This is a genomic window from Rhodococcus sp. UNC23MFCrub1.1, from assembly GCF_000686025.1.
Lineage (GTDB): Bacteria > Actinomycetota > Actinomycetes > Mycobacteriales > Mycobacteriaceae > Rhodococcoides.
Genome location: NZ_JMLQ01000009.1, coordinates 80,171 through 101,935, shown reverse-complemented (window position 1 = coordinate 101,935; position 21,765 = coordinate 80,171). Strand labels below are relative to the sequence as shown.

Below are 21,765 nucleotides of genomic sequence, written 5' to 3'. Positions count from 1 at the left end.
TCTGGCTCCAGAACAACTTCCTCGAGATGATCCTGTGGATCCTCGGCGGCATGCTCGCGGCGCGGGCGGTGGGGTGGGCCGGCGGCAAGATCACCGGCCGCATCGACCGGACCTACCAGCAGACCGACGCGCTCGTGCGCACCGAGGCGGCGAAACACCGCCACTCGGTGGCGCAGGTCGTCACCTGGGTGGTCGTGGCACTCATCTACGTGCTGGTCGCCATCCGGGTCCTGCAGCGCCTCGGCTTCCCGATCACCAGCCTCGTGGCTCCGGCGACCGTGCTCGGTGCCGCGCTCGGTTTCGGTGCCCAGCGCATCGTCCAGGACATCCTGTCCGGGTTCTTCATCATCACCGAGCGTCAGTACGGGTACGGCGACGTGGTCCAACTCGCGATCACCGGCACCGCGGGCGACGCGATCGGCACCGTCGAGGACGTGACGCTGCGCGTCACGCGGGTGCGGTCGGCCGAGGGCGAGGTGATCACCGTGCCCAACGGGCAGATCGTCAAGGCGGTCAACCTGTCGAAGGACTGGGCGCGCGCGGTCATCGACGTACCGGTGCCGCCGTCCGCGGACCTGTCCCGCGTCACCGAGCTGTTGAAGTCGGTGGGCGAGGAGGCCTATCGCGACGGTCGGCTCACCGAGTTGCTGCTCGACGAGCCCACCGTCATGGGTGTCGAGAGCATCGAGGTGGACCAGGTCAACCTGCGCCTCGTCGCCCGCACCCTGCCGGGCAAGCAGTTCGAGGTGGGACGCGAGCTCCGGGCGCGCATCGCTCTGACACTGCGCAACGACGGCATCACCGTCTCGCCCGAACTCTCCGCCGACCGTCCCGTGGGAGGCGAACAGTGACCTCGAACGAACCCGAGAGCCCGGCGACCGAGCACCCGGACGCTCCGCGATCGACGTTCCGCCCCGGGTGGATGTCGCGCATACCGGCGCGCATCCTCGGCCGTTTCCGCACGACCACCGTGGTGATGGTGCTCGCCTTCCTGGCAGTACTGGTGCTGTGGAACAACGTGCGCTTCGACCCGACCCTCAACGAGAACTCGCCGGTGTACGTTCCGCCCGCACCGTCGTCGTCCGAGGCGCCGCCCCCGGCGGAGACCTACGCCCCGACGACCAACACGTTCCGGTCAACCACGACGCCCGTGCCGACCACGACCGATCCGGCCTCGCCGCAGGACGGTGTAACGACGACCGCGCCGGCGCCCACGACCACCACCGGCACGACGACACGCGCGCCCGGGTTCCAGCTGCCGACCATCCCCGGTCTGCCGTTGCCGAGCGGAACGAACTGACCCGCGCGTCGCTGTAGCGGCACCGTCGGGACGCGCGGCTACACTGGCGACCCGTGATCAGCGTGGAGAACGTCTCGAAGTCCTACAAGTCCTCGACTCGACCCGCGCTGGACAAGGTGTCGGTGAAGGTGGAGAAGGGCGAGTTCGTCTTCCTCATCGGGCCGTCGGGCTCGGGCAAGTCGACCTTCATGCGCCTGCTCTTGCGCGAGGAGATGCCGACCTCGGGCGACATCACGGTGGCGGACTTCCACGTGAACAAGCTCGCCGGGCGGCGCGTGCCGAAGCTGCGGCAGAGCATGGGATGCGTCTTCCAGGACTTCCGCCTGCTGCAGAACAAGTCGGTGTCGGAGAACGTCGCGTTCGCCCTCGAGGTGATCGGCAAGCCGCGCGGGGTGATCGAGCGGACGGTGCCGGAGGTGCTCGAGCTGGTCGGCCTGTCCGGCAAGGCGGATCGTCTGCCGTCCGAGCTGTCCGGCGGCGAGCAACAGCGAGTCGCCGTGGCCCGCGCCTTCGTGAACCGGCCGCTCGTGCTGCTCGCGGACGAGCCCACCGGCAACCTGGACCCCGACACCAGCCAGGACATCATGTTGCTGCTCGAGCGCATCAACCGCACGGGCACCACCATCCTCATGGCCACTCACGACAACCACATCGTCGACTCGATGCGTCGCCGCGTCGTCGAGCTCGACAACGGCCGGGTGGTCCGCGACGAGGCACGAGGGGTGTACGGCGTGGGTCGTTAGATCCCGCTCTCGGCTCCGTCCCCTCCTCGCGCCTCGGCGCAACGACCTCTCGAAGAAAGTGTGTGAACCGTGCGCGCTAGTTTCCTTCTCGGCGAAGTTCTCACCGGACTGCGCCGCAACATCACGATGACCATCGCGATGGTGCTGACCACCGCCATCTCCCTCGGTCTGTTCGGTGGTGGCCTGCTGGTCGTGCAGATGGCGGGGAAGACGCAGCAGATCTTCCTGGATCGCGTCGAGGTCCAGATCTTCCTGACCGACGACATCTCGACCACCGACCCGGACTGCACCTCGGGCATCTGCGCCGGCCTCCGCACGGACCTCGAATCGACGCCGTCCGTGGTGTCGGTGCAGTACCTCAACCGGGAGGACGCCGTCGCCGACGCCACCGATCGCGTCTTCAAGGATCAGCCGGAGCTGGCGTCCCTGGTGTCACCCGAGAGCTTCCCCGCGTCGTTCAAGGTGAAGCTCAGCGATCCCGAGCGGTTCGGCGTGATCAACGACGAGTTCGGGGCGCGGCCGGGTGTGCAGAGCGTGCTCAACCAACGCGAACTGGTCGACCGGCTGTTCAGCGTCCTCGCGGGCGTCCGCAACGCCGCGTTCGCGGTGGCTGTGGTCCAGGCCGTCGCGGCGGTCCTGCTGATCGCCAACATGGTGCAGATCGCCGCGTTCACCCGTCGGACCGAGGTGGGCATCATGCGCCTGGTCGGCGCCACGCGGTGGTACACGCAGCTGCCCTTCCTGCTCGAGGCCATCGCGGCATCGCTGGTGGGTGCGGTGCTCGCCATCGCCGGACTGTTCACCGCCAAGGCGGCGTTCATCGACTCGGTGCTGGACGACCTGTACCAGGCCAACATCCTGGCTCGGGTGACGACGAGCGACGTCTTGTTGGTCTCGCCGATCCTGCTTCTGGTCGGCGTCGGCATGGCCACGATCACCTCCTACATCACCCTGCGCCTGTACGTCCGGCAGTAGCGCACCCGGCACCCGGAACAAACGGGTGGACGGAGTCCTTATGGTTGTCAGAAGTCACGTCCACCCGCGCCCGAAGGAGTTCCAGCTGTGAAGGAGAAAGGTCGCAAGGCGATTGCGACCAATCGCAAAGCGCGACACAACTACACGATCCTCGACGTCTACGAGGCCGGAGTCGCCCTCGTCGGCACCGAGGTCAAGAGCCTGCGTGACGGGAAGGCGTCGCTGGCCGATGCCTTCGCCACCGTCGACGACGGCGAGGTGTGGCTGCGCGGCCTGCACATTCCCGAGTACATGGCGGGAAGCTGGACCAACCACGCGCCGCGGCGCAACCGCAAGCTCCTGCTGCACAAGCGGGAGATCGAGGTCCTCATCGGCAAGACGCGTGAGGGCAACATGACGCTGGTACCGCTCTCCATGTACTTCAACGAGGGCAAGGTGAAGGTCGAGCTGGCCCTGGCGAAGGGCAAGCAGGACTACGACAAGCGTCAGGACCTGGCTCGCCGAACGGCGGAACGCGAGGTCACCCGTGAACTCGGTCGTCGCATAAAGGGAATGCGCTGACCGCGATCGTCCTCGCGCTGATCGCGGCGCTCGGGTACGGCGTCAGCGACTTCGTCGGAGGAGTCGCGTCCCGACGCGTCGCCGCGCTGCGCGTGGTGATCGTCTCGTACCCGGTCTCGGTACTCGTCGTGGCGGCGGTGATGCCGTTCGTCGGAGGCACTCTCACCGCGTCGTCCGTGGTGTGGGGTGCGTTGTCCGGACTGGCCGGCGGTGTCGCCGTGTGGTGGTTCTACCTGGCACTCGCCGCCGGGCCGATGGCCGTCGTGTCGCCGATCACGGCCGTTCTGGTGGCCGGTGTACCGGTCGGCGTCGGGCTCGTCCTGGGCGAGCGACCCGGCGTCCTGGCATACATCGGCATCGCGTTGGCGCTGGTGGCCGTGCTCATGGTCAGCAAGGAGTCACCCGACGACGCCGCAGGTGACGTGGCCGGCGGACGGACTCTGCGATTCACGCCCCGGGTGGCATGGCTGACCGTCGGTTCCGGTCTGGCATTCGCGTTGACGTTCATCTTTCTCGACCGGGCCGGGGAGGACGACGCGGGTCTGTGGCCGTTGCTGGCAAACCGGGTCACCGCCACCGCCCTCGTGTGGGCGGTCGCCCTCGGCACCGGCATGTTCTCGTTCCCCCGTGGCGGCGTTCTGAAGCTGGCCGCCTGGATCGCTCTTCTGGACGTCGCCGCCAACGCCGCGTTGCTCTATGCCTTCCAGGGTGGGCTGCTGTCCCTCGTCAGCGTGATCGCCTCGCTGTATCCCGCCGCGACCGTGCTGCTGGCCATGGTGATGCTGGGGGAGCGGGTGGCCAAGGTGCAGATCGTCGGCATGGTCATCGCCCTGGGCGCGGTCGGGCTGATCACCGCGGGTGCCTGACCACCTGGCGGTGGTCGCGCTCCGGGTGGGCGCCACACTCGAGGTGCTCCTCTGCTATGAATGGAATGCATGAACACCGAAGCAGGCGCCCGTGTCGTGGTCACCGGAGCGACGGGCTACATCGGCGGTCGACTCGCCCCGCGACTGACGGAGGCCGGCTACCGGGTTCGCGTCCTCGCCCGGTCGCCTCAGAAGCTTCGCGACGTGCCGTGGGCTGCGGACGTCGAGGTGGTGCAGGGCGATCTGAGTGATCGCGAGTCGCTGGACGATGCGTTCCGGGACGTCGACGTCGTCTACTACCTCGTCCACTCCATGGGGGGATCCGACCACTTCGCCGAGGCGGAGCGTCGAAGTGCGGAGAACGTGGCCGAAGCGGCGAAGGCCGCCGGAGTGCAGCGCATCGTGTATCTCGGCGGCCTCCACCCGGTGACCGGCGCGTTGTCCCCGCACCTCGAATCGCGGGCCGAGGTGGGCCGGATCCTCATCGAGTCCGGCGTCTTCACCGTGGTGCTGCAGGCGGGTGTCGTCATCGGCTCCGGATCCGCGTCGTTCGAGATGATTCGGCACCTCACCAATCGACTGCCCGTCATGACGACCCCCAAGTGGGTGCACAACCAGATCCAGCCGATCGCCGTCCGCGACGTGCTGCACTACCTGATCGAGTCGGCGACCGCTCCGTTCGAGACGTCCCGTACCTGGGACATCGGTGGGCCGGACGTCCTGCAGTACGGCGAGATGATGAACGAGTACGCGAGTGTGGCGGGTCTGCGCAAGCGTCGCATGCTGGTGTTGCCGGTGCTGACGCCCCGACTCGCGGGTCACTGGATCGGGTTGGTCACGCCCATCCCACGCGGACTGGCCATGCCCCTCATCGAGTCACTGCAGTACGACGCCATCGCCCACGAACAGGACATCGACACGGTCGTCCCACCGCCGGAGGGTGGATTGACCACCTTCGCCGATTCCGTGCACCTCGCGCTGCGGCGCATCGAGGACGGGGAGGTGGAGACCACGTGGTCCAACGCGACCGATGCCGGCGCCCCATCGGATCCGCTGCCGTCGGACCCGGACTGGGCCGGCGAGGTGGTGTACGTCGACGAACGCGCGCAGGACTGCAACGCGCCACCGGAACTGCTGTGGGACGTCGTCGAGGGTATCGGTGGTGAGAACGGGTGGTACTCGTTCCCCGCTGCCTGGGTCATCCGCGGCTGGATGGACAAGATCGTCGGGGGCGTGGGACTCAAGCGCGGCCGTCGGGATCCGCGTCGGTTGGTCAACGGCGAGGCGCTCGACTGGTGGCGCGTCGAGGAGATCGAGCGCGGGTCGCTGCTGCGTCTGCGCGCCGAGATGAAGGCGCCGGGCGGTGCCTGGCTGGAACTGCGCGTCCTTCCGCGCGACGGCGGGACCCGCTCCCGCTACGAGCAGCGCGCGATCTTCTTCCCGCGGGGGCTGGGCGGACGGCTGTACTGGTTCGCCATCATGCCGTTCCACGGTGTGATCTTCCGCGGCATGCTCGAGAACATCACGGGCAAGGCCGAACGCGCGGCCGACACCGGTGACAAACGGGATGAAACCCGCGTCGGATGACGTTAGACTGATGTGTCCACCGGGAAGACCGGTGGGACGAGACTTCGCCACAGCGGAGGAAAGGGGCTGAACGGTTTCGACTGTGTGCGTCTAGTCAGGGGAAGCGTGCCGGTGCAGGCGAGAGACCACCGCAAGCGTCATCGCAAAAATATAAGCGCCGATTCCAATCAGCGCGACTACGCACTCGCTGCCTAAGTAGCGACTGCGTGTCTGTCAGTCCGATCTTGCCCTCGGGTCGGGTACTGGCATCAGCTAGAGGGCTCACCTGGTCACTCGGTCACGGAGTGATGTGGGACATCAAACAGTGGCTGGGATCGTCATCCAGGCTTGTCTGCGAGATCTGGAGATCCGAGTAGAGACTTAGCAGACTGCGCACGGAGAAGCCCTGGCAAACCGACACAGGACCCGGGTTCGATTCCCGGCAGCTCCACCGAACGGCCGGACACCATCAGGTGTCCGGCCGTCGTCGTGTCACCCCCCTGACGTCCGGCAGTGAGGGCGCGACGTTCGCCACTGCCAGGCATCCAGCGGCCGGAGCGCCCCGAATCAAGAACCATGAGTGTTGACGACGTCGCGGCCCCGACTCTGCACGGGCTCCGGTCCGGGCCCGCAGACTCCGCGGTGCTGGTTCTGCACGGCGGCAAAGTGACCAGCCACGACCGTGCCCGTCCGTGGCAGCTGTCGGCCCTGCGCATGGTCCCCTTCACTCGCATGCTCCGGCGCGCGACGGGGCCATCGGTCGCGGTGACCCAGTTGCAGTACCGGTATCGCGGCTGGAACGGCGCCGACCGCAGTCCCGTCGCGGACGCGTGGTGGGCGTGCGAGCAGATCCGCGACACGTACGGACCGGGAACTCCCATCACCGTGCTCGGTCACTCCATGGGCGGTCGCACGGCAGCAGCGATCGCGGGGCACCCCGACGTGGTGGCTCTCGTCGCGCTGGCGCCGTGGTGGCCCGATGGCAGGGAGACCGACACCCTGCGCGCCGATCAGCGCCTGTTGGTCCTGCACGGCACCGTCGACCGGTGGACCGACCCCGTCGCGTCCCGCGCCGCGACCGAACGCGCCGCCGCGCGCGGTGTCGACGCCTTGTTCGTTCCGATGGCGGGAGCGGGTCACTTCATGCTTCGATCACCGCGGACATGGTCGCGGCGGGTACGGGAGTTCGTCGTCGACCAATCGCGCGAGGTGTCGTCTACGAAACCCGAGTGACACTGCGAGCGGTCCGACGCACAGCGGCCGGCCGATCGCATCACGTAGGGAGAAGACACATGGCTCACGATGCTCACACCGACCGGCGCATCGCCGTGGTCGGCGCCGGCGTCGCCGGCCTCACGGCAGCGTACGTGCTGTCGAAGACTGCTCGCGTCACGCTGTACGAGGCCGACGGCCGTCTCGGCGGTCACGCGGACACCCACGTCGTGTCCACCCCGCAGGGTGATCTGCCCGTGGACACGGGCTTCATCGTCCACAACGACCGGACATACCCGACACTGCAGCGACTGTTTCGCGAATTGGACATTCCGACACAGGAATCGGACATGAGCATGTCGATCCGCTGCGACGGATGCGGGCTCGAGTACTCGGGTGGGCAGGGCCTCTCCGGGCTGATCCCCGGCCCCGGCAGCGTGGTCCGCGGTCGCTACCTGCGGATGCTGCTCGAGGTCACCCGCTTCCACCGTGTCGCCCGTGCGCTGCTCGCGTCCGGCGACGACGATGCGACGGTCGCCGATGTGCTTGCCCGGCACGAGTTCTCGCAGTACTTCGAATCGCACTTCATGACGCCCCTCGTGTCCGCCGTGTGGTCGTGCGAGCCGTCACGGGCCCTGGACTACCCGGCCCGGTACCTCTTCTCGTTTCTCGAGCATCACGGGATGCTCGGCGTCGGCGGTTCGCCGACCTGGCGCACCGTGACCGGTGGATCCGCCCGCTACGTCGAGCGTGTCGCCGAGACGATCGCCGAGATCCGTTCGGGCACACCGGTGGCCGCCATCCGTCGGGGCGACCGGTCGGTCGAGATCGAGGACGCCTCCGGGCACACGGAGACGGTCGATGCCGTCGTCGTCGCGACGCATCCCCAGCAGGCGCTGAAGATGCTCGCCGAGCCCACCTCGACGGAGCACCTCGTTCTCGGTGCCATGCCGTACTCGCCCAACGTTGCTCGGCTCCACACCGACGAGAGCGTGCTCCCGCGTCTGCGGCGTGCCCGCGCCTCGTGGAACTACCGCATGCCGGCGTGCGATGCGGCGCCGGGCGGAGTGGTGGTCACCTATGACATGTCACGGCTGCAGCGGCTGCCCGACACCGGCTCCCGGTACCTCGTGACGTTGGGCGACGAGGACGATCCCACGGCCGAGGGTGCCGCACTCGACCCGTCCGCCGTGCTCGAGACGATGCGGTACGAGCATCCCCTTTACACGTCCGAGTCGGTCGCCGCGCAGGCGCGACTCGGGGAGCTCGACACCGACCTGGTCGCCTTCGCGGGCGCCTACCACGGGTGGGGCTTCCACGAGGACGGTGCGGCCTCGGGCCTGCGCGCGGCGGAACGTCTGGGCGGGGTCTGGGCATGACCGCCGTCGACACCCGCGCCGCTGCCGGTACTCGCACCGCCATGATGTACGAGACCTCCATCAGGCACGTGCGGCGCGAGCCGATCGAGAACGAGTTCACGTATCGCAGCTACTCGTGGTTCGTCGACATCGACGCACTCCCGTCGCTGCCCGGTCCGCTCGCGCCGTTCGCGAAGATCGACGCCGCCGACCACGTGGGCGATCCGTCGGCGACGCTGCGGGCCAACCTCGACGACTTCCTCCGGGCACACGGCCGGGTACCCGTCGCGGGGCGGATCACGATGCTGACCAACGCTCGTGTTCTCGGGTACGTCTTCAACCCCCTGACGGTCTACTGGCTGCACGATGTCGCCGGCCGCGTCGAGCACGTGGTCGCCGAGGTGCACAACACCTACGGCGAACGTCACCGCTACCTGCTGGACACGGACGCGCGCGGGGCGGCGCGCACGCCCAAGGAGTTCTACGTCTCGCCGTTCAACGACGTCAGCGGGGAGTACGCGATGCGCCTCCCGGAGCCCGACGGCTCCCTCGCCCTGTCGATCACGCTGCTCCGGGACGGGCACCCCCCGTTCGTCGCGGTCATGTCCGGCACCGGACGCCCCGCGACGACGGGCCGCGTCCTGGGCGTTCTCGCACGAGCCCCCCTCGCCCCGCACGTGGTCACCGCGCGCATCCGGCGTCAGGGGATCGGGTTGTGGGCGCGTGGGCTCCGCACGGTTCCGCGTCCGCCGGTGCGCGGCGACGTACCCGCCGTGGTGGACCGGCACGGTCCGCTCTCCACTCCGCTCGGCTCGGCAGTACCCCCTCGATCAGAAGGCACCAGGATGACTCAGTACGCCGTGGCATCGACCGTCGACGCCGAACGTTGGCCCTCCATCGCGACGGCGCCGGTCACCGTCAAGGCGCGCCTCGCCGCGCCCGTCGCCGACGCTCTCTTCCGCAGGGCGGCAGAACATCTCGCGATCCGGGTCGAGATGCCGAACGGCGTAGTCATCGGAGGTGGCGCGAACGATCCCACCGCCCCGGTGATGACGATCCACCGCCCACGCGACTTCGCGGCGCGCGTGGGGGAGAGTGGGCTCATCGGATTCGGTGAGGCCTACATGGCCGGCGACTGGGACGCGCCCGACCTCACGGCGGCACTCGGTGTCTTCGCCGAACGCATGGCGACCCTCATCCCGAAGTGGTTGCAACGCCTGCGCGGCCTGTACATCCCCAAGCAGCCGGTCTCCGAGACCAACACCACGAGCAACACGCGCTCGAACATCTCGCGCCACTACGACCTGTCGAACGAGATGTTCGAACTGTTCCTGGACGAGACCATGACCTACTCGAGTGCGCTGTTCCCGTCGCTGACCCCGCAGCCCGGATGGGACGACATCGCCGCCGCGCAGCGGTCCAAGATCGATCGACTGCTCGATCGCGCGGGGGTGAGCGCGGGAACACGCGTTCTGGAAATCGGCACGGGCTGGGGCGAACTCGCCATCCGCGCCGCCGAACGCGGTGCCACGGTGCGGTCGGTGACCCTGTCCACCGAGCAACTGGAACTCGCGTGCAAGCGCATCGACGCCGCCGGCCACGCCGACCGGGTCCAGGTCGATCTCCTGGACTACCGGCTGGTCGACGGCGAGTACGACGCGATCGTGTCCGTCGAGATGATCGAGGCCGTGGGACACCAGTACTGGGGCGAGTACTTCCGCACCATCGACTCGTTGCTCGCCCCCGGAGGCAAGGTGGCGATCCAGGCCATCACCATGCCGCACGAGCGCATGCTGGCCACGCGCAACACGTACACGTGGGTACACAAGTACATCTTCCCCGGCGGGTTCCTCCCGTCGATCCGCGCGATCGAGAGCATCACCGAGAAGGAGACGACGCTGCGCGTGCGAGAGCGTCTGTCCATCGGCGACCACTACGCCCGCACCCTGCGCCTGTGGGACGAGCGCTTCCACGCGCACGCCGAGGAGGCCCGGATGCTGGGCTTCGACGACGTGTTCGCCCGCATGTGGCACTTCTACCTCTGCTATTCCGAGGCCGGTTTCGGCTCCGGCTACATCGATGTCCAGCAGATCCTGCTCGAACGAAGGAGCGACCGATGACCGGCACCCCCACCGTGGCCGCACGGCTCGAAGACCTGATCGCCCCCTTCGTCGGCGGCGCGCTGCCGGTGCACCTGACTGCGTGGGACGGCTCGACCGCCGGCCCCACCGACGCGCCGAAGGTGACGCTGTACAGCCCGAACGTCCTGCGACGGTTGCTGTGGAGCCCGGGGGAACTGGGTGCTGCTCAGGCGTACGTCACCGGTGAACTCGACGTGGAAGGTGACCTCGACGAGGCGCTGACGCACGTGTGGGACGTGGTGCGCACCCGTCGGCTGACGGCCGTGCGGCCCAGCCCGAAGGCGATCGTCGAGCTCGTCCGCACCGCGGCGTCGCTCGGTGTCGTCGGGGTGAAGCAGGCCCGCCCTCTTCCCGCCCCCGCCTCGCAGGCGGTCATCAAGGGTCGGCTGCACTCGCTGGTGCGCGATCGCGCGGCGATCAGCCACCACTACGACCTGTCGAACGAGTTCTACGAGATGGTGCTCGACCCGCAGATGGCGTACTCGAGCGGCTACTGGACGTCGGACTCGCCCGACTACGGCCTCGAGGACGCGCAGCGCGACAAGCTCGACCTCGTGTGCCGCAAGATCGGCCTCGGCCGCCCCGGAATGCGGTTCCTCGACGTCGGGTGCGGATGGGGGTCGCTGAGCCTGCACGCGGCGGAACATTTCGACGCGCAGGTCGTCGGCGTCACCATCTCCCGCGAGCAGAAGGCCTTCATCGACAAGCGCATCGCGGACCGCGGCCTGCAGGACCGGGTGGAGATCCGCATCCAGGACTACCGAGAGGTGCCCGACGGCCCCTTCGACGCCGTCGCGTCCATCGAGATGGGCGAGCACGTCGGCGAGAAGAACTATCCGATCTACGCGAAGGCGCTGCACGACAACGTGGTGCCCGGCGGCCGGGTGCTGGTGCAGCAGATGTCGCGCAAGGCGGGGGACAACCCTGGCGGCGGTGCCTTCATCGAGTCGTTCATCGCCCCCGACATGTACATGCGGCCCGTGGGCGCGACGGTCGCCATGATCGAGGAGTCGGGTCTCGAGGTCCGCGACGTGCACGCCCTGCGCGAGCACTACGTCCGCACCGTCGACGCCTGGTACGCGACCTTCGAGAGCCGCTGGGACGATCTGGTCGCACTCGTCGGAGACGAGGTGGCGCGGGTGTGGCGTCTGTACCTCGTGGGCGGCGGAATGGCGTTCCGCGACGGGCGGATGGGTGTCGACCAGATCCTGTCCGTCCGCCCCGACGACCGCGGCGTGTCCTCGATGCCGCTGGTGCGGACGCACGGATGACGGACTTCTCCTGGTCCGATCTGGCCGTCGTGTCGGCGTTCTCCCTGCTGGCGGTGGCGGTTGTCCTCACCGTCACCGCGGTCGTCGGCTTCCGTATCGGTCGGCACAACGTGGTCGACGTGAGCTGGGGGGCAGGCTTCGTCGCGGTGGCGATCGCCGCGGCACTGGCCGGGTCCGGCGACGGGTGGCGGCGAGTGCTGATGCTGGTGCTCGTCGGAGCCTGGGGCACCCGTCTCGCGGTCTCGATGTTCCGCCGCTCACGGGGCAAGGGCGAGGACCCGCGGTACGAGAAGATGCTGTCGAACGCGCCGGGCAGCCCCGCTGTGTACGCGATCCGCAAGATCTATCTCACGCAGGGTGTCGCACTGTGGTTCGTGTCGCTGCCGGTGCAGGTCGCCGCCGTGTCCGACGGATCGTTCGGCGTCGTCACTGCGGTGGGCGTCGCTCTGTGGGTCCTGGGCATCGTCTTCGAGACGGTGGGGGATCGTCAGATGGACGCCTTCAAGGCGGACGCGTCCCGCAAGGGCACCATCATGGACCGGGGCTTGTGGCGGTACACGCGCCACCCCAACTACTTCGGTGACGCCTGTGTCTGGTGGGGCATATTCCTGGTCTCCGCGGCGCACTGGCCCGGTGTGCTGACCGTGCTCTCGCCGGTCGCCATGACGTACTTCCTCGTGTTCGCTACGGGTGCGCGGCTGCTCGAGCAGCACATGGCGGAGCGGCCCGGATACCGCGAGTACCAGCAGCGCACCAGCTACTTCGTTCCGCTCCCGCCCCGCAAGGCCTGAGCGGGCCCGACTTCCGGTCACGCACGCAGCCCCGAGGAGGGGTGGTCTGCGCGCGTGACCGGTTCACCTCGAGATCAGGTCACCGTCGGACGAGGAGCGCGACCGGGAGCGCGGAGAGCAGTGAGGACACGGTGACCGTTCCGCTGAACGACCCACCATTCACGAGGTCGGTCCACTCACCGTCCGGCAACGCCAGCGAGGTGTCACCCCATCCGGCCTCGCCGAGGCGCATCGACCACCGCGTGGCGACGGCGACGACGTCGGCGTCACACTCGGCGGGTCCACGACCGAACGCCACGACGTGGTCGGCGGCGGCGCCGGTCGCGAACACCGGAACGTAGGACCCGCCCACGAAGCTGTCCGTACGGTCGCGGCGCAGCCGTGCGGCACACCGGGTCACGTGGAACTTGGCGGCGCCGCTCGCGTCGAGCGCCGGCGTCCCGTCGATGTCCAGGAGAGCCTTGCGGGCGTCGTAGTCCACGTCCCGGCGGTTGTCGGGGTCGACGAGAGAGTCCTCCCACAGCTCCGTGCCCTGGTAGATGTCCGGGATGCCGGGACCCGCCAGGTGGAGGAGCTTCTGTCCGAGCGAATCGCTCCATGCGTGCGGAGCGATCTGCTGGACGAACGTCGTGAGCGAGGGAGCCACCGCTCCGTCGACGATGCCGTCGATCCACGTGTGGACGGCAGACTCGAAGTCCTCGTCCACGTCGTTCCAGCCGGTGTACGAGCCCGCCTCGCGGATGGCCTTCTCGGCGTAGGCGTGCAGTCGCTCGCGGTACTCGTCCGTGACCACGCCGTCGGTCGGCCAGGTGCCGACGATGTTCTGCCACAAGAAGAGTCCGGTGGACCCGTTGGGCGACGGAGCCTGCTCCTCCCAGTCGCTCAGGCACGCGCGCCACAGGTCGGGCACCTGAGACAGCACGCCGATGCGCGCCCGGACGTCCTCGCCGCGCTTGGTGTCGTGTGTCGAGAGGGTCGTCATCGCGGCAGGCCACAGCCGGGCCCGCTCGGACAGGCGGAGGTGGAACTCCGGCACCGACCGACCGAAGCGGGACGGGTCACCGCCGACCTCCTGGAGCGAGACCAGCCGCGACGTGCGGTAGAACATGCAGTCCTCGACGCTCTTCGCCATCACGGCGCCCGCGACCTGCTGCAGACGTCCCGACGCCTCGCCGCGTGCGGCCACGGCGGCCGCGACGACATCGAGGGCGGGAACCAGTTCGGGGCGATCCGCGGCGACGTCGCCGAGCAGGCGGGGCAGCATGCCGGCCAGCGGCGCGTAGTCGGAGCGGTACACCGGCATGCGGGCGACGATCTCGGTCACGGCCTCGCGGGCGAGGTCGGCGTCGAACGACGTTCCGGTGTCGCGGGCGATCGCCGCGACCAGGCGCCGCACCTCGGGAGCGAGCTGTGTGCTCGCCGTGTCGGCCTTGATGGTCCGCTCGGCCTCGTGCACCCAGTGTGCGTCCCCCGCGTGGCCGGTGACGTCCGACGACAGTCGCGTCAGCGGCTCCTCGCCCGACGGGTCGAGGAACACCCCACCGAGATCGGCGAGAGCGTCGTACCCGGTGGTTCCGTCGACGGGAAGGGTGACGTCGAGCGGCTCCTCGGCGGTGAGGATCTTCTCGACGACGAGCCACGAGTCGGGTCCGACGACGCCCCGCAAGCGAGCGAGATACTCGGCCGGTGCGGTGAGCCCGTCCGGATGGTCGACGCGCACACCGTCGACGAGACCGTCGCGGAACCAGCTGCCGACCTCGGCGTGCGTCGCGTCGAAGACCGCGGGGTCCTCCTGACGGAGACCGGCCAGGTCGCTGACGGAGAAGAACCGGCGGTACCCGATGCGCCCGGAGCGCCATCCGACCAGTTCGTAGGACTGCTTGTCGTGCAGTGCTTTCGCGTCGTCCCCGCCGTCGTCGGTCGCAGGGTCCACCGGGAAGCGGTTCTCGTAGTAGGCCAGCGTGGCCTCGTCTCCCGACCGGTCGACCGAGAGTTCGTTCACGTCGGCATCGTCGCCCAGCACGGGGAGCGCGATGCGCTCCGCACCGGCCCAGTCGATGTCGAACCACGAGGCGTACTGCGATGCGCGTCCGTGTCTCAGCACGTCCCACCAGAACGGGTTCTCCCGCGCCGTGGCCACACCGAGGTGGTTGGGCACGATGTCGACCACGACGCCCAGGCCGTGGGACCGGCACTCGGCGACGAGGTCCTCGAGAGCGGCTCGACCACCGAGTGCCTCGGAGACGGTGCGCGGATCGGTGACGTCGTACCCGTGGGTGGAGCCCTCGGCCGCCGTCAGGATCGGCGACAGATAGACGTGGGAGACACCGAGTTCGGCGAGATAGGGAACCAGCGACGCGGCATCGCGGAGAGTGAAGCGATCACCCCGTAGCTGGAATCGATAGGTCGAGGTGATCGCGTGGCTCATGTCGCTTCCTTACCCCGTTTTCCGTAGCACCAACAGTGACCGTGCTTGCACCTCGACAGCGGTGCCGGCGACGATGACTCGATCGTCGGCTCCGGTGGCCGAGGCGGTGTCGAGCGCGACGGTCCACTCGTCGGCGTACTTGCCGTCCAGTGTGGTGAAGTCGATCGGCTCGTGATGGGCGTTGAAGCACAGGTAGAACGTGTCGTCGACGACCCGGTTGCCCCGGTTGTCGGGCTCGGGAATGTTCTCGCCGTTGAGGAACACCGCCAGCGACTTGCCGAAGCCGCTGTCCCAGTCCTCCTCGGTCATCTCCTCGCCGGTCGGGGTGAGCCACGCGATGTCGCGCGTCTGCTCCGCCTTGCGGATCGGCCGGCCCTCGAAGAAGCGTCGTCGACGGAACACCGGGTGGTCGTTGCGGAGTGCGATCACGCGGGACGTGAACTCGACCAGATCGGCGTTCGTCTCCGCCAGCGACCAGTCCATCCAGGCCAGTTCGGAGTCCTGGCAGTAGACGTTGTTGTTGCCCTGCTGGGTCCGGCCCATCTCGTCGCCGTGCGCGAGCATCGGCGTGCCCTGGCTGAGCATGAGCGTCGCCAGCATGTTGCGGATCTGACGGGCGCGCAGCGACAGCACCTCGGGGTCGTCCGTCGGCCCCTCGACACCGCAGTTCCATGACCGGTTGTGGCTCTCGCCGTCGTTGTTGTCCTCGCCGTTGGCCTCGTTGTGCTTGTCGTTGTAGGACACCAGATCGTGCATCGTGAAGCCGTCGTGCGCGATGACGAAGTTGATGCTCGCACCGGGGCGGCGACCCGTCGCCTCGTAGAGGTCGGAGGATCCGGTGAGCCGCGACGCGAACTCGCCGAGTGTCGCCGGCTCACCGCGCCAGTAGTCGCGGACGGTGTCGCGGTACATGCCGTTCCACTCGGTCCAGAGACCGGGGAAGTTGCCGACCTGGTAGCCGCCCTCACCGACGTCCCACGGCTCGGCGATCAGCTTGACCTGGCTCACCACCGGGTCCTGCTGGACCAGGTCGAAGAACGCGCTCAGCTTGTCCACGTCGTGCAGTTCGCGGGCCAGGGTCGATGCGAGGTCGAAGCGGAAGCCGTCGACGTGCATCTCGGTGACCCAGTAGCGCAGGGAGTCCATGATCAGCTGCAGGGTGTGCGGGTGACGGACGTTCAGGCTGTTACCCGTGCCCGTGTAGTCCATGTAGAAATACGGGTCGTCGTCGACCAACCGGTAGTACGCGGCGTTGTCGATGCCGCGGAACGCGATGGTCGGACCCATGTGGTTGCCCTCGGCGGTGTGGTTGTAGACCACGTCGAGGATCACCTCGATGCCGGCTTCGTGGAACGAGCGCACCATCGTCTTGAACTCCGACACGGCCGAACCGGCCATGGGGGAGGACGCGTACTCGTTGTGCGGGGCCATGAAACCGAACGAGTTGTAGCCCCAGTAGTTGCGAAGTCCCTTGTCCACCAATGTCTGATCCTGCATGAACTGATGTACCGGCATCAGTTCGATGGCGGTGACGCCGAGCTTCTCCAGGTGGCTGATCACGGCCGGATGGCCGAGACCGGCGTACGTACCGCGCAGATCCTCCGGGATGTCCGGGTGGGTCATCGTCATGCCCTTGACGTGGGCCTCGTAGATGACGGTCTCGTTGTAGGGGCGACGCGGCGAGCGGTCGTTCTGCCAGTCGAAGAACGGATTGACGACGACCGTCGTCATCGTGCGTCCCAGCGAGTCGTGCTGGGGAAAGTGGTTCTCGGGCTCGGGCTCCGGATCAGGTTCGGGTGCAACGGTTCTGGCAGTCGCGACGTTGGCGCGGGTCGCGTCGACGGTGCGCGATGCGGTGGCCGATCCCGCGGGGCCGGCGACGTGCGCCTCGCCGGGATGCACGGCGTCGTCGTTCTCCTGCGCTGCGGGCACGGGACGTTCGGGGATGTCGATGTCGTAACTGAAGAGCGAGCGGTCACCGTCGAACGATCCGACGAACGCCTTGCCGTAGGGGTCGAGCAGCAGCTTGCTCGCGTCGCACCGCTGTCCCGCTCCGGGATTCCACGGGCCGTGCACGCGGTAGCCGTACCGCTGGCCGGGCTGGACCTGGGGGATGTAGGCGTGCCAGACGTACCCGTCGACCTCTTCGAGGCGGACGCGGGTCTCGTGACCGTCGGCGTCGATGAGGCAGAGATCGACGGCCTCGGCGACCTCGGAGAAGAGCGCGAAATTGGTTCCGGCGCCGTCGTAGGTGGCGCCCAGGGGATACGCGCTGCCGGGCCATACCTGGATCGATGGTTCGTGTGCATGGTCGACGGACATGCTCGGAACCCTATCCCGGCAGCGGCGAAGGACACCTGTCGGCGAGGTCCGTCGCAGGCCGGAGCGTCGGCCGCCCGGGCTCAGCCCAGTCGTGCGATCAGCGCGTGCCCGAGGTCGGTGCCCGATCGCCAGGCGCTCTCGACGCGGGGCGAGCCCTCCGGGCACCACTGATCCCCGGCGAAGCCGACCAGACGGTCTCCGTGCGAGACGATGTCGTGGCTCGCGTCGTGCTGGGAGGCGGGCTTGGCGAAGGTCCAGCGGTGGGCGTGCGTCCAGATCGGAGTGCCGATGCCCGTGAGCGCGGCGACGGCGTCGACGACGGCGGGGATCGCACCGGCGGGGTCGTCGAGGTGTCGCCGGGCGCGCTGCGCGGACGTGTGGGCGACCAGCACCGCGGCTCCGTCGCCCCGGCGTGCGCCGTCGCGCGCGAGGAACTCGACGTCCGCGTCGTCGGACACGAAGGCGGCGTCGGGGAAGGGGAGTCCGGCGGCGTCGTCGTCGGTGAGCCCGAGGACCACCGCGACGACGGGGTCGTAGTCGACGGCGTCGGGCACGGTCACCAGCCGGGACGCCTGCGGGTCGGGCATGGCCAGGACCACATGCCCGTCGGGCAACGCCCGAGCCTCGGTGGCGTCGACAGGGATGCCGGACAGCACGTCCTTCACCAGAGATCGCAGGCCCGCCGGCGTTCCCCACCGCGTGGGTCCCGATTTCTGTTCCGGCTCCGCCCCGGCCCGCACCACCGTGAAGGTGTCGGTCCACTCGTGCACGAGACCGCGAGAGGCCCAGTCGGACACGACGTCCCGGAACCCGTCGTCGCGGACGGTGAAGTAGCCGGCGCCCACATCGACTCGGCGTCCGTGCAACTCGGGGGACGACATTCGACCGCCGACGGCGCGGCCCCGGTCACGCAGCACGAACGGGACACCGGCGTCGCGGAGCACGCGAACGCACGCGGCACCGGCGATACCGGCTCCGAGGACGGTGACGGGAGAGGTCGAGGAGGTCACTCGTTCAGCGTACGGACGCGGCTCCGAACGCCGTCGACGAAGAGTTCGAGGCCGAAATCGAACCGAGCGGTGGCATCTCGATCGAGGTCACCGTCGTCGGGGTGTCGATCCGCGGCCAGCGCACCCGCGGACTCCATCTGCAGCCGGGACTGTTCGTCGCTCGTCGCACCGAGCACGTAGTAGAGCAGGGCGTCCGCGGCGTGTCCGGCGTCCTCCGGGGTCAGCCCGGTGGCGCGGAGATCGTCGACGACCGTGGTCCGCACGGGGTGCGTCACCGTGCGGGCGGACAGGCTGGAGGCGACCACCTCGGCGCCGTCCCGGTGAGCCAGGAGAGCGTCCCGAAGTCCGTGAGCGCGGCCGCGCACGGCGTCCAGCACATCGGAGGTGACGTCAGCGGGCACGGCGTCGAGGCGGCTCAGGATGCGATCGGACACCGCGCCGAGCAGCGCCTGCTTGTTCGCGACGTGCCAGTACAGCGCGCCGGGCGCCACACCGAGCGAGCCGGCCAATCGGCGCATCGTGAGGTCGGCGAGACCGTAGTCGTCGAGAATGGTCAGTGCGCCGTCGACGACGTCGTCTCTGCGCAACTGCATTCCGCACCTCTCCCGACTCGTGTCGCGGGCCCGTCGGCCACGCAGTGACAGCCTAGGCTGGCCGACGTGAGTGATGTCGACACGACGGGGTTCGCCTCGACCGCACCCGGGATCGGCGATGCGGGTCGGCCGTCGCGCGGCGCGTTCACCCGGCGTTCGATCCGGATCGTGCTCGCGACCGTGGTGGTCGGTGCCGTCCTCGGGATCCTGTGGGCTCTGCTCGCGCCCGTGGAGCACGTCGCTGCCGTTGGTGACGGCCGCGCGATCGTGTTGACCGGCGAGAGCGATCATCGCTTCGACGCACTCGCTCTGTTCCTCTGCGTGACCGCCGCGGCCGGGGTGCTGACCACGGTCGCCGTCTGGGCTCGCGTGGCCGAGCGAGGGCCGCGTCTGGTCCTCGACATCGTGGTGGCGTCGGCGCTGGCGTCCGCCGCGGCGATCGGTGCCGGCCTCGCCGTGGGCGCGGTGCGGTATCCGAGTGCCGACGGCGCCCTTCGCGGCGATGTCGTCGCACTCGCCCCCGGTGTCTCGACGTGGCTGGCTCTGCTCGCGCAACCTCTGGCTGCGGCGGTCACGCTCGTTCTCGTCACGGCGCTGTCGCCGTCGGACGATCTGGGTCGGGACGAGTCCCCCGAGGAGTGATCCGTTCGGGTCTCGGACGCCGGGTTCGTCTGCTTGAATGAGCGCTCTCAGGGCGGCCCACGACGGGCCGCGGGCGGGGGCCGACCTCTTCGAACGGCGAGGGTCTCCAGGACGTGGCGAACACCATTCGGCGGTGGTTGACCAGACCCGTCGATTACGCGTGGACCGTCCACTACTTCGAGACGAACACCGCGCTCGGCTCGACCCGCGTCCTCATCGGTCTGTCCTGCCTCCTGTTCTCCGTCCTGTACGTCGTCGCCGGACTCGCCCCGCCGACCGCGCCGACGGGAGCAGCACTGACGATCGTGCTCGTGAACGCGGTGGCGACCGCCGGCGTCGGGCTCGCGTGGATCCGCGGACCGTGGCCCTCACGGAGGATGTCGACGGCCTTCGTCGTGTACGCGGACGTCGGACTCTCCGTGGTGCTTCTCTCGCTGTCCGACCCGCTCGCCGTGCTGCCCTGCACGATCCTGTTCGGCGTCGCGAGCAGTTACGTGGCGACGTTCCACACGCCGCGGGTGTTCGCCGTCCACCATTCCCTCACCGTGGTGGTCTGCGTCGGGTTGTTCGTCCGAGCGATCGGCTCGGAGTCCGTGCTCGGAGCGGCGCGCACCTCGCTCGCCGTCACCTACGGATTGCTCATCGTGATGGTTCTCTTCCTCGCACCGATCTCCATCTACCGCCTGCAGTTCCTGCAACGCGGCGACGTCACCGCCGCGTACGTGGATCCGCTGACCGGCCTGCGCAACCGGCGGGGACTCACCGTCGCTGCGGGCGAACTGCTCGGCACCCGGAACGGTCTCGTCGCGGTGGTCATCGACATCGACCGCTTCAAGTCGATCAACGACCGCTTCGGACACCACCACGGCGACCTCGTCATCCGTCGGACCGCGGACACCATCGACGAGATGTTCCCGTCTCCGTCGATCACGGCCCGCACCGGCGGGGAGGAGTTCGCCGTCGTGACCGCGCTGCCGATGGACGAGGTGCTCGACCGGGCGCGGCGGCTGCGCAGCGCCTACACGGCGCGGTCGGACCACGAGTCGAGTCTGAGCATCGGGTTCGCTCGCGAGGAGCGGGTCGTCACCTCGCACGGCGTGGAGGTGCTGCTCATCTGTGCCGATCGAGCGATGTATTCCGCCAAGGCTGACGGCGGCGATGCCGTCGTCGGCTACGGCACTCTCACGTAGGTGGTCGGAGCGCGGCGAACTCGTCGGTCACACGTAGTGCGCTGTCCCGGAAGCGGTACAGCGCGGCGGGACGTCCTCCGGACGGGCCCGGGGGAGCGGTGTGGCCGGTGGACTCGATGACGCCCCGCCGGGTGAGCACCCGTTGGAGATTGGTGGTGTCGACTTGGTAACCCAGTGCTGCGCAATAAATGTCGCGCAAGGTCGACAGGCTGAACTCGACGGGCGCGAGCGCGAAGGCGATGTTGGTGTACGACAGTTTGGCCGCCAGTCTCGCGCGGGCGTGCGCCACCATCGTGCCGTGATCGAACGCGGTCTCGGGGAGCGTCGCGACCGGGTGCCACGCGGTGTCGACGGGAAGTCGCGGGTCCCCGACGATGGGGACCAGACCGAGGAACGTCGAGGCGATGCGGCGGTCGCCGGGGACCCGCCCGGGATCGGAGAAGACGGACAGCTGCTCGAGGTGGCGTACCTCGCGCACGTCGACCTTCTCCGCCAGCTGACGTCGCGCGGAGTCGGTCAGGTTCTCGTCGTCCCGGAGGAGCCCGCCGGGGAGTGACCAGGTTCCGCGTGCCGGGGCGAGTGCGCGCTGCCACAGCAGCACGCACAGTTCGGCAGGCTCGCGGGGCTGCAGCTCGCGCACCTGGAAGACGACGGACAGCACTTCGTGCACCGGTCGGGTGGCCGGATCGGGGGCACTCCCGGTCGGTCCGTCGGCGGCGGTGCTACGATGAATCACGTTTTCGATCATAAGTCGAAAACCCCGTCGGGTCCATTCCGGCGGATCGGCACCGGCGCA

The 21,765-nt window shown here is 68.8% G+C and carries 19 protein-coding genes, 1 other RNA gene and 1 pseudogene; 16 read left to right on the top strand and 5 right to left on the bottom strand.

From position 1 onward, the window contains the following. The first annotated feature begins 26 nt into the window (after positions 1–26). From BR07_RS0119200 to BR07_RS0119140, 14 genes and pseudogenes are all read left to right on the top strand, one after another. A complete protein-coding gene (locus tag BR07_RS0119200) occupies positions 27–851 on the top strand; it encodes a mechanosensitive ion channel family protein (RefSeq protein ID WP_081821432.1) in 825 nt (274 codons plus the stop codon). Further along, a complete protein-coding gene (locus BR07_RS26360; RefSeq protein WP_027506814.1) occupies positions 848–1,300 on the top strand; it encodes a hypothetical protein in 453 nt (150 codons plus the stop codon). The genes BR07_RS0119200 and BR07_RS26360 overlap by 4 nt, the downstream gene beginning before the upstream one ends. Before the next feature lie 53 nt (positions 1,301–1,353). Beyond that, the gene (gene ftsE / locus BR07_RS0119190; RefSeq protein ID WP_027506813.1) at positions 1,354–2,043 is read left to right on the top strand and encodes a cell division ATP-binding protein FtsE; all 690 of its coding nucleotides are present in this window, start codon (positions 1,354–1,356) and stop codon (positions 2,041–2,043) included. A gap of 69 nt (positions 2,044–2,112) precedes the next feature. After that, complete coding sequence (gene ftsX, locus BR07_RS0119185; RefSeq protein ID WP_027506812.1) at positions 2,113–3,018, top strand: permease-like cell division protein FtsX; 906 nt, start codon at positions 2,113–2,115, stop codon at positions 3,016–3,018. An 87-nt stretch (positions 3,019–3,105) separates the two neighbouring features. Beyond that, positions 3,106–3,579, top strand: a complete 474-nt coding sequence (gene smpB / locus BR07_RS0119180; RefSeq protein ID WP_027506811.1) for an SsrA-binding protein SmpB — start codon at positions 3,106–3,108, stop codon at positions 3,577–3,579. Further along, positions 3,576–4,445 (top strand): DMT family transporter, encoded by an 870-nt coding sequence (locus BR07_RS0119175; protein WP_155957108.1) that lies wholly within the window; start codon positions 3,576–3,578, stop codon positions 4,443–4,445. Before smpB ends, BR07_RS0119175 begins: the two co-directional genes overlap by 4 nt. A gap of 69 nt (positions 4,446–4,514) precedes the next feature. Continuing rightward, positions 4,515–6,032 carry an SDR family oxidoreductase gene (locus BR07_RS25510; protein WP_051613594.1) on the top strand — a complete coding sequence of 506 codons (1,518 nt, stop codon included), beginning with the start codon at positions 4,515–4,517 and terminating at the stop codon, positions 6,030–6,032. A 62-nt stretch (positions 6,033–6,094) separates the two neighbouring features. Next, positions 6,095–6,465, top strand: a transfer-messenger RNA (tmRNA) gene (ssrA, locus tag BR07_RS26755). 122 nt (positions 6,466–6,587) lie between these two features. Then, the gene (locus BR07_RS0119160; protein ID WP_037186676.1) at positions 6,588–7,244 is read left to right on the top strand and encodes an alpha/beta hydrolase family protein; all 657 of its coding nucleotides are present in this window, start codon (positions 6,588–6,590) and stop codon (positions 7,242–7,244) included. A gap of 59 nt (positions 7,245–7,303) precedes the next feature. Next, positions 7,304–8,602, top strand: a complete 1,299-nt coding sequence (locus BR07_RS0119155; protein ID WP_027506808.1) for an NAD(P)/FAD-dependent oxidoreductase — start codon at positions 7,304–7,306, stop codon at positions 8,600–8,602. Continuing rightward, a pseudogene (locus BR07_RS27455) lies at positions 8,599–9,270 on the top strand (DUF1365 domain-containing protein); the annotation flags it as partial. The gene BR07_RS0119155 and the pseudogene BR07_RS27455, both read left to right, overlap by 4 nt. A gap of 156 nt (positions 9,271–9,426) precedes the next feature. Further along, complete coding sequence (locus BR07_RS27450; RefSeq protein ID WP_037186826.1) at positions 9,427–10,701, top strand: SAM-dependent methyltransferase; 1,275 nt, start codon at positions 9,427–9,429, stop codon at positions 10,699–10,701. Further along, the gene (locus tag BR07_RS0119145) at positions 10,698–11,993 is read left to right on the top strand and encodes an SAM-dependent methyltransferase (RefSeq protein WP_027506806.1); all 1,296 of its coding nucleotides are present in this window, start codon (positions 10,698–10,700) and stop codon (positions 11,991–11,993) included. The genes BR07_RS27450 and BR07_RS0119145 overlap by 4 nt, the downstream gene beginning before the upstream one ends. Then, positions 11,990–12,784, top strand: a complete 795-nt coding sequence (locus BR07_RS0119140) for a DUF1295 domain-containing protein (protein ID WP_027506805.1) — start codon at positions 11,990–11,992, stop codon at positions 12,782–12,784. The genes BR07_RS0119145 and BR07_RS0119140 overlap by 4 nt, the downstream gene beginning before the upstream one ends. Before the next feature lie 79 nt (positions 12,785–12,863). On the opposite strand, the gene treY is transcribed toward BR07_RS0119140, so the two are convergent. The 4 genes from treY to BR07_RS0119120 all read right to left on the bottom strand — a co-directional run bounded on the left by treY (position 12,864) and on the right by BR07_RS0119120 (position 19,137). Next, complete coding sequence (treY, locus tag BR07_RS0119135; protein ID WP_027506804.1) at positions 12,864–15,212, bottom strand: malto-oligosyltrehalose synthase; 2,349 nt, start codon at positions 15,210–15,212, stop codon at positions 12,864–12,866. A 9-nt stretch (positions 15,213–15,221) separates the two neighbouring features. Continuing rightward, positions 15,222–17,534 carry a glycogen debranching protein GlgX gene (gene glgX, locus BR07_RS0119130; protein ID WP_027506803.1) on the bottom strand — a complete coding sequence of 771 codons (2,313 nt, stop codon included), beginning with the start codon at positions 17,532–17,534 and terminating at the stop codon, positions 15,222–15,224. Between the two features lie 80 nt (positions 17,535–17,614). Beyond that, entirely contained in the window at positions 17,615–18,544 is a 930-nt protein-coding gene (locus BR07_RS0119125) for an NAD(P)/FAD-dependent oxidoreductase (RefSeq protein ID WP_027506802.1), read from the bottom strand. Beyond that, the gene (locus tag BR07_RS0119120; RefSeq protein WP_027506801.1) at positions 18,541–19,137 is read right to left on the bottom strand and encodes a TetR/AcrR family transcriptional regulator C-terminal domain-containing protein; all 597 of its coding nucleotides are present in this window, start codon (positions 19,135–19,137) and stop codon (positions 18,541–18,543) included. Before BR07_RS0119120 ends, BR07_RS0119125 begins: the two co-directional genes overlap by 4 nt. Before the next feature lie 66 nt (positions 19,138–19,203). Here BR07_RS0119120 and BR07_RS25505 point away from each other — a divergent pair, with 66 nt between their 5' ends. Together BR07_RS25505 and BR07_RS25500 are read left to right on the top strand one after the other, a co-directional pair. Then, on the top strand, positions 19,204–19,779 hold the full coding sequence (locus BR07_RS25505) for a DUF2567 domain-containing protein (protein ID WP_051613593.1): 576 nt from the start codon (positions 19,204–19,206) through the stop codon (positions 19,777–19,779). Positions 19,780–19,892: 113 nt separating this feature from the next. Continuing rightward, entirely contained in the window at positions 19,893–20,969 is a 1,077-nt protein-coding gene (locus BR07_RS25500; RefSeq protein WP_051613592.1) for a GGDEF domain-containing protein, read from the top strand. Here the strand turns inward: BR07_RS25500 and BR07_RS0119105 are convergent. Further along, positions 20,962–21,717, bottom strand: a complete 756-nt coding sequence (locus tag BR07_RS0119105; RefSeq protein WP_081821419.1) for an NUDIX hydrolase — start codon at positions 21,715–21,717, stop codon at positions 20,962–20,964. The two genes, BR07_RS25500 and BR07_RS0119105, sit on opposite strands and share 8 nt — an antisense overlap. Positions 21,718–21,765: the final 48 nt, after the last annotated feature.

Excerpts from the sequence above, each read along its gene's own strand:
- BR07_RS0119120 (WP_027506801.1), bottom strand. The coding sequence starts at position 19,137 with ATGCAGTTGCGCAGAGACGACGTCGTCGACGGCGCACTGACCATTCTC.
- BR07_RS0119200 (WP_081821432.1), top strand. The coding sequence starts at position 27 with ATGATCCTGTGGATCCTCGGCGGCATGCTCGCGGCGCGGGCGGTGGGG.
- BR07_RS0119105 (WP_081821419.1), bottom strand. The coding sequence starts at position 21,717 with ATGATCGAAAACGTGATTCATCGTAGCACCGCCGCCGACGGACCGACC.
- BR07_RS0119160 (WP_037186676.1), top strand. The coding sequence starts at position 6,588 with ATGAGTGTTGACGACGTCGCGGCCCCGACTCTGCACGGGCTCCGGTCC.
- BR07_RS27450 (WP_037186826.1), top strand. The coding sequence starts at position 9,427 with ATGACTCAGTACGCCGTGGCATCGACCGTCGACGCCGAACGTTGGCCC.
- glgX (WP_027506803.1), bottom strand. The coding sequence starts at position 17,534 with ATGTCCGTCGACCATGCACACGAACCATCGATCCAGGTATGGCCCGGC.
- BR07_RS0119145 (WP_027506806.1), top strand. The coding sequence starts at position 10,698 with ATGACCGGCACCCCCACCGTGGCCGCACGGCTCGAAGACCTGATCGCC.
- BR07_RS0119155 (WP_027506808.1), top strand. The coding sequence starts at position 7,304 with ATGGCTCACGATGCTCACACCGACCGGCGCATCGCCGTGGTCGGCGCC.
- BR07_RS0119140 (WP_027506805.1), top strand. The coding sequence starts at position 11,990 with ATGACGGACTTCTCCTGGTCCGATCTGGCCGTCGTGTCGGCGTTCTCC.
- BR07_RS25510 (WP_051613594.1), top strand. The coding sequence starts at position 4,515 with ATGAACACCGAAGCAGGCGCCCGTGTCGTGGTCACCGGAGCGACGGGC.
- treY (WP_027506804.1), bottom strand. The coding sequence starts at position 15,212 with ATGAGCCACGCGATCACCTCGACCTATCGATTCCAGCTACGGGGTGAT.